The organism is Streptomyces sp. NPDC002309 (assembly GCF_053593375.1).
In genome coordinates this window covers 1-13,379 of the sequence record NZ_JBSFCI010000078.1, presented here as the reverse complement: position 1 = coordinate 13,379, position 13,379 = coordinate 1, and the positions used below count along the sequence as shown (strand labels likewise).

At 67.9% G+C, this 13,379-nt stretch carries 10 protein-coding genes and 3 pseudogenes; 5 read left to right on the top strand and 8 right to left on the bottom strand.

Features of this window, described 5'->3' with window-relative positions; translation table 11 throughout:
* Nucleotides 1-379 precede the first annotated feature (379 nt).
* Nucleotides 380-1,009: a cysteine hydrolase family protein gene (locus ACWCPM_RS33905; RefSeq protein WP_450980112.1), complete on the top strand. Its 630-nt coding sequence runs from the start codon at nucleotides 380-382 to the stop codon at nucleotides 1,007-1,009.
* A 204-nt stretch (nucleotides 1,010-1,213) separates the two neighbouring features.
* Here ACWCPM_RS33905 and ACWCPM_RS33900 read toward each other — a convergent pair.
* Nucleotides 1,214-1,450: pseudogene (locus ACWCPM_RS33900) on the bottom strand (hypothetical protein); the annotation flags it as partial.
* A 196-nt stretch (nucleotides 1,451-1,646) separates the two neighbouring features.
* Nucleotides 1,647-2,348 (bottom strand): hypothetical protein, encoded by a 702-nt coding sequence (locus ACWCPM_RS33895; protein WP_450980111.1) that lies wholly within the window; start codon nucleotides 2,346-2,348, stop codon nucleotides 1,647-1,649.
* A 28-nt stretch (nucleotides 2,349-2,376) separates the two neighbouring features.
* Here ACWCPM_RS33895 and ACWCPM_RS33890 point away from each other — a divergent pair, with 28 nt between their 5' ends.
* From ACWCPM_RS33890 to ACWCPM_RS33875, 4 genes are all read left to right on the top strand, one after another.
* A complete protein-coding gene (locus ACWCPM_RS33890; protein ID WP_450980110.1) occupies nucleotides 2,377-2,985 on the top strand; it encodes a TetR family transcriptional regulator C-terminal domain-containing protein in 609 nt (202 codons plus the stop codon).
* 625 nt (nucleotides 2,986-3,610) lie between these two features.
* Nucleotides 3,611-3,706, top strand: coding sequence for a PGPGW domain-containing protein (locus tag ACWCPM_RS33885; protein WP_450980109.1), 96 nt, complete (start codon nucleotides 3,611-3,613; stop codon nucleotides 3,704-3,706).
* Nucleotides 3,707-4,035: 329 nt separating this feature from the next.
* Nucleotides 4,036-4,224, top strand: coding sequence for a hypothetical protein (locus tag ACWCPM_RS33880; RefSeq protein WP_450980108.1), 189 nt, complete (start codon nucleotides 4,036-4,038; stop codon nucleotides 4,222-4,224).
* 444 nt (nucleotides 4,225-4,668) lie between these two features.
* Complete coding sequence (locus ACWCPM_RS33875; RefSeq protein WP_450980107.1) at nucleotides 4,669-7,113, top strand: SpoIIE family protein phosphatase; 2,445 nt, start codon at nucleotides 4,669-4,671, stop codon at nucleotides 7,111-7,113.
* A gap of 495 nt (nucleotides 7,114-7,608) precedes the next feature.
* Here ACWCPM_RS33875 and ACWCPM_RS33870 read toward each other — a convergent pair whose 3' ends face one another.
* From ACWCPM_RS33870 to ACWCPM_RS33845, 6 genes and pseudogenes are all read right to left on the bottom strand, one after another.
* On the bottom strand, nucleotides 7,609-8,106 hold the full coding sequence (locus ACWCPM_RS33870) for a DoxX family protein (RefSeq protein WP_450980106.1): 498 nt from the start codon (nucleotides 8,104-8,106) through the stop codon (nucleotides 7,609-7,611).
* Between the two features lie 49 nt (nucleotides 8,107-8,155).
* Nucleotides 8,156-10,090 (bottom strand): amidohydrolase, encoded by a 1,935-nt coding sequence (locus tag ACWCPM_RS33865; protein ID WP_450980105.1) that lies wholly within the window; start codon nucleotides 10,088-10,090, stop codon nucleotides 8,156-8,158.
* A gap of 38 nt (nucleotides 10,091-10,128) precedes the next feature.
* A complete protein-coding gene (locus ACWCPM_RS33860) occupies nucleotides 10,129-10,830 on the bottom strand; it encodes a YoaK family protein (protein WP_450980104.1) in 702 nt (233 codons plus the stop codon).
* Between the two features lie 191 nt (nucleotides 10,831-11,021).
* Nucleotides 11,022-11,684 (bottom strand): hydrolase, encoded by a 663-nt coding sequence (locus tag ACWCPM_RS33855; protein WP_450980103.1) that lies wholly within the window; start codon nucleotides 11,682-11,684, stop codon nucleotides 11,022-11,024.
* A gap of 171 nt (nucleotides 11,685-11,855) precedes the next feature.
* Nucleotides 11,856-12,037, bottom strand: a pseudogene (locus tag ACWCPM_RS33850) (IS5/IS1182 family transposase); the annotation flags it as partial.
* A gap of 582 nt (nucleotides 12,038-12,619) precedes the next feature.
* Nucleotides 12,620-13,093 (bottom strand): annotated as a pseudogene (locus ACWCPM_RS33845) (transposase family protein); the annotation flags it as partial.
* Between the last annotated feature and the right edge of the window lie 286 nt (nucleotides 13,094-13,379).

Genomic DNA, 13,379 nt, shown 5'->3' with positions numbered 1-13,379 from the left:
ACAAAATCATCCCGAGGGAGCTCCAAGTCTTCATGGCCAAGCGCGCCAATGCCCACATCGAGGAGATCAAGTCCTCCCACGCTGTGACCGTGTCCCGCCCGGACACCGTCACCCACATCATCGAGAAGGCGGCGCAGACAGTCCGCTGAGCACCGAACGCTACGGGCGGGGTGCCAAAGGTGCCACTCCGCCGTTTGGTAGACCCGCACCAGGGTCCGGTCTGCTCACTGCCGTTCGTCGTTGGCCGACGCCGCCCACCCCCCTTCCGCCCAACTGGGCGATTCTCTACATAGCCACCGAAACATGACGGTAGTCATCTTTCCTTACAAAGCATCTCTCACCGCCCAGGGGATTCTCCCCCTGCATAGTGGAGGTTTTCATGTCCAACTCACCGTACGAGCCGGGGCGGGTCGGTCTGCTCCTGATCGACACGACCAACGAGGTGTTCGACGAGAACGGCAAGGGGTACCCGTTTTACAAGGAGGAGTTCGACCGGATCGGCACGTTCGAGAATCTCAAGCGCCTGCTCGCGGGCGCCCGCGAGCAGGGGATTCCGGTGTTCTTCGCGCCCATGTCATACACGGAGAAGGATTACACCACCTGGAAGCACCCGGCCGGCATCCACCGTGCGATGTTCGAGAACCGGATGTTTCAGGAGGGGAGCTGGGGCGCCGAGTTCCACCCTGAGCTCTCCCCCGTGGAGGGCGAGGTCGTCATCGCCCCGCACAAGAACATTGACGTTCTGGCCACCACGGACCTGGACGTCCAGTTGCGTCAGCACAACGTCGAGTACATCGCCATCGCGGGCATGATCGGCACCATGTGCGTCGAGTCGACCGCCCGCAGCTGTATGGAGCGCGGCTACCACGTCACCACCTTCACCGACGCCACCGCCTCGGACGCCGGGCCGGAGGCATATGACGCCATGGTGAAGCGCTACCCGGCGATCTCCCACGCCACCTTCAACGTCGACGAGTTCCTCGCCACTGTGCGCGAGGCACACAACTGAGCAACGCCACGCCGAATATCCCCAGGGCGGTGCGGCGTCGCATGGCCCTGGAAGCACGGAGCGTAAGTGAGAACTCGGCTGGAGGGCCACGACCCAGGTACGACCCAGGTCATGAGTTCGCGGGATCATGCCCGGCGGTCGCGGCAGGTGTGACCGAGTGCCGTGAGTACCGGGGTCGCGTCCCCGAGAGTGGCGCCGATCCAGCTCGATGTCGCGCAGCCGCTTGCGGCCCGCGCCCGCTGCCCGAACCCGGCCATCGGGCCCTTCACCCTGTTCCAGCTCACGCGCCCCGCGCGGCACCATGGACTCCGCCCCCACAGCCGCAGCCACCGGGCGAATCCCATCATGACCCCGCACACGGGCAGCAGCCCCCAGCACCAGCCGTCTGCCGCTGGTCCAGCTACGGAAGCAACAGTTTGAACGCCTCCGACACGCCCGAATCCTACGAGCCAACACACCCCAGAATCTTTGGAAGATCATGGTGCTGCGGTGCCACACGCCTGGCGGGGCGACCCGGGCCGCGGGCCGCACGTCGCATCCCCACGCCGTCCCGATCATCCGGCACTGCCCGCAGCGTGCCGTGCGGGAATGCTTGATTCTCAGGCGGTTTCGGCGTAACGCTGTCCGCCGTACGCCCTCAGCGCCGGGACGACCGCCGCAGCGCCGCCGGGCAGGCGATCCAGGCGGACCGCAACGTACGCCCGGTGCCCGCCCACGACGTGGGTGGGTGTACCGGGAGGTCCGCGCCCGGCAGGGGCCGACGACCAGCCAGGGGCCGGTGTCGGAGTCGGCCGGGTGACGTCCCACCGTGACGGCCGCGATCTTCCGTCCACGAGATCCGCAGCTCGGCCCGGGTGACCTCGCGCATGCCGATCCCGGTGTGCCCGACCCGCAGCCGCAGTGGCCTCAGCCGGCGCCGCCACGACCGTATCGCCAGGATCCAGAACCCGATCACACCGAATACGGACACCGAGAACCACGCCTCGTGGCCGACGGCATAACCGTCGTCAACCTTGGCCAGCGACAGGACGGACCCGCAGCCCAGCGTCGCCCACACCGCCGTCCGGACGCCCTCGCCCCGTCTGGTGACGAAGGAACGCTCCCCGTCGGGAACGCCCGGTTCGGCGCCGGACACAGTCACGGGGATCGGGGCCCGCCCCTCCCGCGGCGCTGTCTCGAACCGGGCTCCGCCGTACTCGGCGAGTGCCTCGGTCAGCGCGGAAAGGCTCTGGTCGAGGTCCGCGCAGTCCACGAGGGTGCAACGCCGACGGTCGTCGAAGGCGCAGTCGGCTCTGTCACGGCGGGCAGAAAGGGGCTCATCGACAACCTGTCGGATCATCACGCTAGGTCAGGGGTAGAATCGGCCTGTGTCCCGACCTCCGAATCCGCTCGTCCGGGAGAGCCTTCTCAATGCGGGATTGGCCCTTTTCCACTCCCGGGGGTTCAACGCAGTAGGCGTCAAAGAGATCACGGATACGGCCGGTGTGCCCAAGGGTTCGTTCTACAGCTATTACAGCAGTAAGAACGCCTTCGTCGCTGCCGTCCTCAGGCAGTACTGGACGAGGATTGTTTACGCTCACGCTCCCATACTGAGTGATGGGTCCGCTCCGCCCATACGGCGCGTCATCCGGTTCTTCGAGGCCATTACTCAGGATCAAGTCGAGCAGGACTACGCATGGGGCTGCCTTATCGGCAATATGACCCTCGAAATGTCCGATGGCAATCAAGAGGCGCGTAAGGAACTGGCCGTGATCATGGATCACTGGACCCGCCTGGTCGCAGCTTGCCTCGCGGAGAGCGGAAGCGGGCAAAGTGCCGTTGCATGCCCCGAGCCGATCGAGATGGCGTCCATGATCATCGAGTCCTGGGAGGGCGCGACCATGCGGGGCCGCCTCGACCGGAGCAGGGCCCCTTACGACCGCTTTTTCGGTACAGCCCTGCCCAGGCTCCTCGGTGTGCCGACGACCTCCTCCTGAGAGCGTCGCCACTACGGGCCTTGTTCTCATGTAGCTACGGCGAACAGGCATGTAGCGCTGGGCGACGCTCGGAGTTGCGTTCGCCCGCGAGGGCCTGGCGGTACAGCGGCTGGCGGTAGCCCATTTCCGTTTCAGGTCGACTTGTTGGATTTTTGTTGCCCGGCGGACCGTCAGGACAGCGCGGCAGTAAATACCGACGCAGGCGAACTCGCGCCGACTGGGCTGGCGCGCCGGGCGCGAGGCCGCCCGTCTTCCCGCCCCCCCAGGCGGCAGCGTGAACAGCGCCATCGGCGTGCTTCCGGTAACCGTCATGTCGCCGCGCTGGTGATCAAAACCGCGATCGGTGAACTGCGCAGGCCGGGCAGCGCCCGGCGCCAGTGGCAGTCCGAATCCGACCGCCGCGCTCAGGCAGCCGCATCGCCGCCGCCGTACTGCGGCTGGCCACCAGCCCAAAGGCGCTGCCATCGCCTGGGGCCTCCTCAAGCTCTCACCGCCCACTTGGTGCACCAGGCAGCCCACCGCCGCCCTGACCCCCAAGCCATGAGGAACCTCATGCCGGAACGACGCATCGGCACCGTGCTCGCAGCCGTCGGCGCTGCACTCACAGCGGCCGGGGCCGCCATGTATGTCCTTGCCCGGCCCCGGCTTCCCCGTCCTGGTCACCGGTCTTGCGGTGCTGTCAACCGGCTTCGTCATGGCTGCCGCTGGCCGCCACAGCTGACCTCACCACGCCCCGACCCGACCCGACCCGACCCGACCCGACAACAGGAGCCTGGACCCGTGACCTGGTACGGGACTGGCCTCGCCGTCCCGTCACTCTATTCCCGGCCGGGCTGGCCTTGCTGACCGGCTGGATACCGTACCGCCTGCACGCCCGCGTGGTTGGGCGCTGCTCTGCCTGTGGGCCACCGCCCCGCTTGACGCGATCCCGCGCCTTGCCGACGCCCCACCCGCGATCATTCTGGCAGCAACGGTTACCGCTGGCGTGGTAGCAGTTGCCGGATGCGCTCTCATGGCTGCCGCGACCCTTCGGGCTTCGAAGGCGGCGTCGTGACGGACACGCGCTGCCGGTGGTGTTTCGTCTGGTCGGTCACCGTCTGGTGGGCGCTGCCGGCCTTCGCCCTATGGCTCGCGGGTAAGGCCCTGGACCGGCCCGCCTCCCTCGCGGCGTGCGCGGCCTCCGCCGCGCTGCTGGTTTCCGTCGGCGAGGACGGCGAAGGGCTGCGGCGCAGGCCCTGACCTGGGGCCCTGCTGCGGTCTTAGAGCCAGACCCCAGACAGGTGGAGGCCGGCGCCCTCTCGCCTTCAGGGGACCGCTATCCAGCAGCGCCACGTGGACTACAGCGGAAGCCGTCGCGGCAGTCATGCACGCCGACCACCACCTCCGACGACACTCGCAGTCGCCCAGACTCGTGTCCGAGAACGTCAGCGAGCCCGCCATGGCTTCGGACCCGCTGGTCCACCGCCTCCGTGCGGTCGGTGGCCTTTTGACGATCAAGCAGCTGATCCACGAGGAGCCCGGGGAACGCATTCCGACACCCCTCGCCCCCACCGTTCGCGTGCTCGAGGATCCGACACTGTCACAAAACAGACGACCACTCGGTCATCTATACAAACGAGACAATCCACCACCGCCTTTCAGGTTGCTCACCTTCCCAGCTCCTCGTCGAGGGCAGGAGGCTCTATGACCATCACTGACCCACAGCGCGCAACGTTCGAGAATCAGACGAACGCGTCCGACGTTGGGGAAACGGCATTCGCCTTCCTCGACGAGCAGGGAACCGTGATCGCATGGACGCAGGCCGCCGAGCAGCTTGTCGGGTATTCCGCCCGCGAGGCGGTGGGCCGATCCGCAGCGCTTCTCCTGCCGTCCCTGGGCGACGCGCCGACTATGTCGGCCTTCGTCGAACGGTGCCTTGACCGTAACGGCTGGTCAGGCGCTTGGGAGGTGCGCCACCAGGACGGCCGGATGGTCGACGTCAGCCTGCGGCTCTCGCCGCTGCACGGTCAGGACGCAGCTGGGCGGTGGCTCGCGACCGTAACCGACATCGGCGTGCCGTCGGGGGACGTGGCGAGCGAGGCGGCGCGGGGGGCGCTGCTTGCCCGCGCGCCGGTCGGCGTCGTCGTTCGTGATCTGGACTTGCGCGGCACCTGGGCGAACGACGTGATCGAGATCCACGACGGCATCTCCTGTGAGCGGCGGCTCGGCTGCCGACCCACCGATGCGCGGCCCGGCGGCGAGGCCGAGGCGCTGGAGGCCGTGATGCGCCAGATTCACCAGAGCGGCAAGTCCAAGGTCCACGAGTACCGGACCTGCCTGCCGGCCAGCCGGGGCCGGGAGCACCCGCTCGCGGTGACGTTCTCTTCCCTCCTGGGTGCCGACGGCCGGGCGCTCGGGGTGTGCACCGTCAGCGTCGATGTCACGGACAGCCGGCAGGTGCGTGAGCGCCTCGCCGTTCTCGGTGAGGCCGGCAGGCGCCTGGGCAGCACCCTGGACGTGATGCAGACGGGTCAGGAACTGGCCGAGCTCGCCGTGCCCCTGTTCGCGGACTTCGTCACGGTGGACCTGGAACAGTCGGGGGATCCGGTCCGTATCGGCTCGACGGCTCAGCGCCTGCCCGTTCTGCGGCGTGCCGGTCTGGCCTCGATCCACCCAGGAGGCCCGGAAGCACCGTGGCAGCGCGGCTCGGCGGTCCCCATGCCCCCTGACGCACCCTACTTCGAGGTCCTGCGCACCGGACGATCCTACCTGGAGCCCTCTTTCGACATCGCAGCGGGCACATGGATCGACAAGGACTCGGAACGGGCGCGCGCGGTCCGCGAGCACGGCATGCACTCCGTGTTGATCGTCCCCATCCGCGTGCGGCGCACCCTGCTGGGCACGGCGCTGTTCGTCCGCACCGACAACCCGATGCCGTTTCAGGAGGACGACCGGCTCTTGGCCGAGGCGCTCGTCGGCCGCGCCGCGGTGTCGTTGGACAACGCACGCCAGTTCACGCGCGAACAGAACGCCGCCCTGGTATTCCAGCGCAGTCTGCTCCCCCGTCGTCTCAGGGGAGGCCTGGCAGTCGAGGCGGCCTCGCGCTACCTGCCGGCCGACATCGACCGCGGCGTGGGGGGCGACTGGTTCGACGTGATCCCGCTGGTCGGCGCCCGGGTGGCCTTCGTCGTCGGCGACGTGGTCGGGCACGGCATCAACGCCGCCGTGAAGATGGGAAAGGTCCGTGCGGCGGTCCACACGCTCGCCGACCTGGAGCTGGCCCCCGACGAACTGCTGACGCAGTTGGACGGCACGGTCCAGCGTCTGGCGGAAGGGGACAGCGACGATCCGGACGAGAGCACGGCGGCGGTGGGCGCCACGTGTCTGTACGCCATCTACGACCCGGCCACCCGGAAGTGCACCATGGCGACGGCCGGCCATCTCCCGCCCGCGATCATCGACCCGCAGGGCCAGGTCACCTTCCCCGATCTGCCCACCGGAGCCCCCCTCGGCATCGGGCTGGGGATCCCCTTCCAGTCCGTCGAGAAGGAACTGCCCGAAGGAAGCCTCCTCGCCCTCTACACCGACGGACTCGTCGAGACCCGCGACGCCGACATCGAGGAGGGAATGCACCGCCTGGGCGCAGCCCTCGCGGAACCTCATCGCTCCCTGGAAGACCTCTGCACCCGTGCCGTGGAGCCGGCCCAAGGCCTGGAAGCATGCGACGACGCCAGCCTGCTCCTGGTCCGCACCCGCGTGCTCGGCCCTGACCACGTCGCCTCCTGGACGCTGCCCTGCGACGACACGGCTGTCCGCCGCGCCCGGGATCTGGCGGCCGGACAGCTGGCCGCATGGGGCGTGGCGGAACCGGAGGACGACTCGACGAAGTTGATCGTCAGCGAACTGGTCAGCAACGCCGTACGCCACAGCACCGGCCCGATCGGTCTGCGTCTGATCCGGGACCGGGTCCTGACCGTCGAAGTGACCGACGACGACGTCACCTTCCCCCATCTGCGGAGCGCGGCCACCACCGACGAGAACGGCCGCGGCCTCCTCCTGGTCTCTCAGCTGTGCCGCCGTTGGGGCACCCGTCCGATACCGGGCGGCAAGGTCATCTGGGCCCAGAGAGACCTCGCCTCCCGCGACTGAGGAGCAAATAGAACATGCTTGCCCATCGCGGACTGGGGCGGTCCGTCGGACTCGCCCTGTCGGCCTTTGGTGAAGCACGGTCGATGTCGGCGTTCGTCGGAAAGTGCCGTGCCCAGACCGGCTGGTCGGGCGCCTCGGCGGCACGCCACCAGGACGGCCGGGTGCTTGAGGTCAGCCTGCGGTTCTCGCCTCTGCAGGGGCAGGCGAGGGCTCGACGGTGGCTCGCCTCGGTGGTCGACATCAGCATGCCGTCCGGGACTCGGTGAACGGATCGGTACGGGGATTGATACTTGCCCGCGCGCCGACGGGCGTCACTCTGTGTGACCCGCAGCTGTGTCGCACGTGGGTGAACGACATGGTGGAGAGCCGTGACGCCGTCTCCCGTGATCCGCGGCTCGGGCGTCGACCCACTTGCTGGGCACCGGGCGGTCCTACCTGGATCCGTTCGTCGACACCGCCGCGGGCTCCTGGATCGAGGAAGTTGCACGAAAGCGGTCACCCCTTGTCGTGACGAACCCCGCCGAGAACCAGTCGGGTGAGCAGGCCGCTGGCCACTCCTACGCCGATCGCTGGCACCGTCCACCAGGGGTGCCAGGGGGTCAGTCCGAGGGCATGGTCGACCGACCAGCGGCCGGGTCCGATGAGGGCGAGTACGGCACCGATCAGGACCAGGACGAAGGGGTATTCGTAGCCGTCGTTCTGCACCCAGAGGCCGTTGTTCCGCTTGACGGTGATGGCGACGACCATCACGCCGATGGCGGTCATGGCCGCCATCGGCGTGAGTGCACCGGCGGCCAGGAGCAGGCCCGAGCCGAGCTGGCCGAGCCCTGCGGCAAGTGCGGTGAGGCGGCCGCCTCGGAACCCGTCGCGGCGGAACTCCTCGACACCGCCCGCCAGACCGTGGCCGCCGAGCCGGAAGCTCACCTTCTGGATGCCGTGGCCGGCGATGAGCAGGCCGGTGATCACGCGGAGGAGAAGCAGACCTGCGTCCATCACGGACTCCTGTCTTCCTGTTTGTTGCCGGGGCTGGAGTTGTTCGCCGTCACAGGACGAAGCAGGTGTCGAAGATCCCGGTGGGTGCTTCGGGGGCGTATCCGCGTGCGGCACGCCACTGGCGGTGCTGCTCGGATTCGGCGACAGCCTGGCCGAGGAGGTCCGCCTGGCGGGCGCCGGAAATGCTGGGTCTGACGGTGGCCTGGTAGCCGCCGAAGTGGGCAACCGGGCTCCACAGCGGGCTGACGGCCGGGGTGGGCTCGTCCAGGCCCTCATATGCGCCGGTGGCGTAGACGATCCGGCCGCCGACGATGGTCAGCAACGATTCGATGTGGGCGATGTCCTGTTCGGGGACGGAGAAGAAGTCGTCCGAGAGGATAGCCAGGTCGCCGTAGTAGTCGGGGGCGAGGATGCCCTTGACGTCGTCCTCGCCGGTCAGCCGGGCACCGGCATGGGTGTACATGGCCAGGGCGGTCTCGCGGCTGACGCGGTTCTCGCGCGGGTAGATGGCCAGGTCGCCGACGGTACGGCCGGAGACCAGCCAGTGCAGGGCCACCCAGGGGTTGTAGGAGGAGACCCGGGTGGCGTCGGTGCCGGCGCCGACGGTCAGGCCGCGATCCAGCATGGCGCGGATCGGCGGGGCCTCGGCGGCGGCACCGGCGCCGTAGCGGCGGACGAACGCCTCGCCCTGGAAGGACATCCGGTTCTGCACCGACAGGGCTCCGCCGAGGGCGGCGATGCGGTCCAGGCTCTCGCGGGAGACGGTCTCGGCGTGGTCGAACAGCCACCGGTTGCCGGCCGGGAACAGGCCGTCGGCGGCGAGTTCCTCGAAGACCGCCAGGTCGCGGCGGATGGTCTCATCGTAAGTCGCGTGGAGCCTGAAACCCCAGCCGTTCTCCATCAGCAGGCGCACGGCCTGCTCGAACTCGCCCTCGTAGTCGCCCAACTGGGGGCGGGGCTCGGAGAAGTTCTCGAAGTCGGCGGCCGACCAGATCAGGTTCTCGCCGGCGCCGTTGAGGCGCAGCCACTCGTCGCCGTCGCCGGGCTTGACCATCTCGATCCAGCGCTTGAGGTCGGCGATCTCCTGCCCGCTGGTCTGGGGGAAGAGGTGGTAGGCGATGCGCAGCGACAGCTGGCCGTCGCGGGCCAGGTCGATGACGGTGCCGTAGTGGTCGGGGAAGTTCTGGAAGCCGCCGGCGGCGTCGACGGCGGAGGTCAGACCGAAGCGGTTGAGCTCGCGCAGGTAGTGACGGGTGGATATCTTCTGGTCCTCGCCGCTGAGGGTGGGGGCCTTGGCCAGCGTCGAGTACAGGATCATGGCGTTGGGGGAGGCCAGCAGCATGCCGGTCGGTTCGCCGTCGTGGCCCCGAATGATCTGCCCTCCCTTGGGGTCGGGCGTCTCCTTGGTGTAGCCGGCGGCCTGCACCGCGACCCGGTTCAGCAGGGCCGACTGGTAGAGGTGCATCACCATGACGGGGGTGTCCGGGGCGGCGGCGTTGAGTTCCGAGACGGTCGGCAGCCGCTTCTCCGCGAACTGGTCGGCCGAGAAGCCGCCGACCACCCGGACCCACTGGCCCTTGGGAGTGCGGGCGGCCTGCTCGCGCAGCATCGCCAGGCCCTGGCGCAGCGTGGGAACACCGTCCCAGCGCAGTTCCATGACGTAGTTGAGTCCGCCGCGGATGACATGCAGGTGGGAGTCGTTCAGGCCCGGGATCACCCGGCGGCCCAGCGCGTCCACCACTCGGGTCCGCGGACCGACCGTCGGCTGGATGTCGTCGTCGTCGCCGACCAAAAGGACCCGGCCGTCCTTGATGGCCACCCCGCTCGCCTGCGGGCGCCTGGGATCACCCGTGTACAGCTTGGCGTTGCGCACCACCAGGTCCGCCACGGAGGCGGTCGGAGTCTTGGTGCGGAGGTGGGCGTTGTGTACCGCTGAATCCTCGGTGGCGACGGGGACCAGCCCGCCGACGGGCATCGTAGCCATGGTTCAAAACTCCAAAGATTGTGTGAGGGTACTGCGATCTATACGCGGGCCTCGGACATCGGCCGCCCGAGAATCGTGGCCGTCGTCGAGCCGACGGTGGCGGCCAGCAGTGGCCAGCCCAGTCCGTGGTGCAGCACCAGCCAGGCCCCGAGCAGGGCGCCCGCCAGCATCGTGACGACCGAGAGCACGCGGCGGGTCCAGCCGGGGTTCGTGCCACCGGCGAGTGAGGAGTCCGCGGCCAGGCCCGTCAGGGTCAGGGTCAGCACGGTGGTGGTCATGTCACGGACCGCGAGCTTGCGCACCGTGCCGTTGCGCAGGCCCATTGCCAGGCCCGTGAGGGTGATGAGGACATACAGCGTGCCGCCGGGAGCGGCGAAGGCGACCGCGGTCGCCGCCGCGAGGAGCACCGCCTCCGCACCGAAGGCGGTCCGCACCCACCGGTCGCGCCGGCGGCTGCGGAAGAGGACCGCAAGGCGTCCGGCGCCGACGGCTCCCACCAGAAAAGCGGCCAGGGCCACCAGGGAGGCGAGCACGGAGAAGCCTGGTGCGCCGGCGGCGGCGAACCCGAGGATGGCCACATTGCCGGTCATGTTCGCGGTGAAGACGTGACCCATGCCCAGGTAACTGATCCCGTCCATGAGCCCGGTGACGAAAGTGAGCATGGTGAGCGCGGCGGGGAGCAGGTCCCTGCGAACCGGCTGCCCTCCCGCTCCGCGGCTGTCGAGCGAGCTGGTGGTCACTGAGTCTCCTTGAAGCAACCCCAGACCTGTCAGGGAGGTTGCTGCTCCGATGGGGGCCGGTCCAGCGGACCGGCCCCCATCGGAGCAGGGCCCGTATTACGTATTGATGGTGAAAAGGGATCAGCTGTGACGTCTGTCCGAGTTACCGGGAGCACAGTCCCGTCGCCTCAGGCCTGCTGGCGTCAGGCCCGTCAGCCGGCGGCCTTGGCGCCGATGAACTTCTGCGCGTAGACGAAGCCGAGACCGTATGAGCCGTCGTGCTCCTTGACGATGGCGCCGACGGCCTCGTAGGTCTCGGGGCGGGCCCAGTCGCGCTGCAGCTCGAGCAGCACCTGAATCCAGGTGACCGGGACAGCGCCAGCCTGGATCATGCGCTGCATCGCGTGCTCATGCGCCTCGGGGGTCAGACCGCCGCACGTGTCGGCGACCACGTACACCTCGTAGCCCTGGGCGAGTGCGGAGAGCGCGGGCAGAACGACGCACACCTCGGTCCACAGGCCGGACAGGACGATCTTCTTGCGGCCGGTGGCCTTGATCGCCTCGATGACGGCGCCGTCCTCCCAGGGGTTCATCGTGCTGCGATCGATGATCGGTTCCTCGGGGAAGACCTCGACGAGCTGGGGAAGGAGGGGGCCGGAGAAGGTCTCCGCCGCCACGGTGCTCAGGACGACCGGGACGTTGAACGCTTTGGCGGACTTGCCGAGTCCGACAGTAGCGTTGACGATCGCCGTCCGGTCGCTGCTGCCGACGCCGAAGAACATCTGCGGCTGGTGGTCGACAAACAGGAACACCGCGTTGTCCGGGGTCAGCAGGTCCGGGCTGGGCGCGGCCTTGACGTCTGCAACGTTAAACATGATAAAACCCCTCTTTGTTTACAGGTTTGGGCTCATGGCTTGCTTACGCAAGAAAGACCGGGCGCGGCCCGAATGTGTGATTAACCATCAGGTCGAGATGGCTGAAAGTACTTGGAGGGTAAACATTTCCCTTGAATATAAATCACGGATGGTCGGTCAAAAACTGTCCAGGAGTGGACGACCGGCCGATCCGAACAGCCTGGAATCGGCGTCGCAGACGACTTGGTCGTCGGGTACCGGTAGCTCCTCGACTGCTCGGCGATGCTGTGGTCACGGGTCGGGTCCAGGGTTCCGTCCACGATCAGCGCAGCGTCTTTACTGAACCACTTGCGCTGCTGGAGCCCGAGTGTGGGCTGTTGCCGGTGCCTTGAAGTGGTGGTTGAGGGACGGGTCCTTGGCGCGCAGAGGCGTGGGGCGATCCACCCCGTCAACGGTGCGGCAATGCGTGATCGATACTTTCACCCATGGGGCAACTGCCTTGAGTTGGTGGGCTGAACCAATTACCGTCGCTTCTGACGCCACCGTTCGAACTCGCGCACACTTTGTGTTTCTGAACAAGACTGATTCACTGCGCAGTCAGCCAGGCTATGCGGCGCGCCACGTCCAGGCACCCTCGACTCTTGAGGGCATCAGCGGGCCGGGCTGTAGAGCAGGGTCCCTTGCACGATGGGACTTCGACACTGACGTGATCACTGAGACCGTGCCTGCACCACGTCCGCCCCTGCCCAACCGGGGCACCCCTCCAGAACGGGCCAGCCCGGCACTCCGGACGAAACACGATCATGCAACGGTCCCTGGTCCTGGAAGCTGCCTCACCCCGCCGGCCGCGTACCTGCTCCACCCGGAGCCCGAAGAGGGCTGGGACGCCGTGTCCGATTTCTCGAAGGATCGAGTCTTTGCCAGTAACAAATCATGACGTTGCGTGATTGATCAGTGGTGCGGTTGTACTCGAGTCGGAGCAGGACGAGGGCTGCTGCGGCGATCTTTGTGATGCGGCTGGGGTCGAGGCTGACTCTGTGCAGGGCCTTGAAAGTGGTCTTGAGCAGGGAGTTGGCGCGTTCGCAGACGCCGTGGATGCCGCGGATGACCTTGTTGTAGGTCTGCTGGGCCTTGGTCAGTGCGCCTCCGGCGCGCTTCTCGTGCGGGTGGCGGAAGCCGTCGCCGGCGTTCTGGTAGCCGAGGTCGACGAGGGTGGGCATGTCCAGCCCGGCGGCGATGCGGTTGAGGGCCTCGATCAGGCCGTGGTGGCGGGCGCAGGTGGTGTCGTGCTCCCTGCCCGGGCGAACCAGGGAGACCCAGATCGGCCAGCCGTCCGGGGTCGAGATGACCTGCACGTGCCCGCCTTGATGCTGCCGACCTGCTCCCTCGCGGCCCTCCCGGCGTCGGTCAACCCGCCGCCCTGCGCGCATCTCACAGTCCAGGGCTACCGGAGCGCACCAGCCACCGTCAGGCGAACGACTCCGACATCACCCAATCAAGTTCAGCAGCACCAGCTGACAACGAAAGGGCGGGGCGGCATCTTCGCCACCCCGCCTTGGCGTGCCGGTCAGCGGACTGTCCGCGCCGCCTTCTCGATGATGTGGGTGACGGTGTCCGGGTAGGACACGGTCACAGCGTGGGAGGACTTGATCTCCTCGATGTGGGCATTGGCGCGCTTGGCCATGAAGACTTGGAGCTCCCTCGGGATGATTTTGT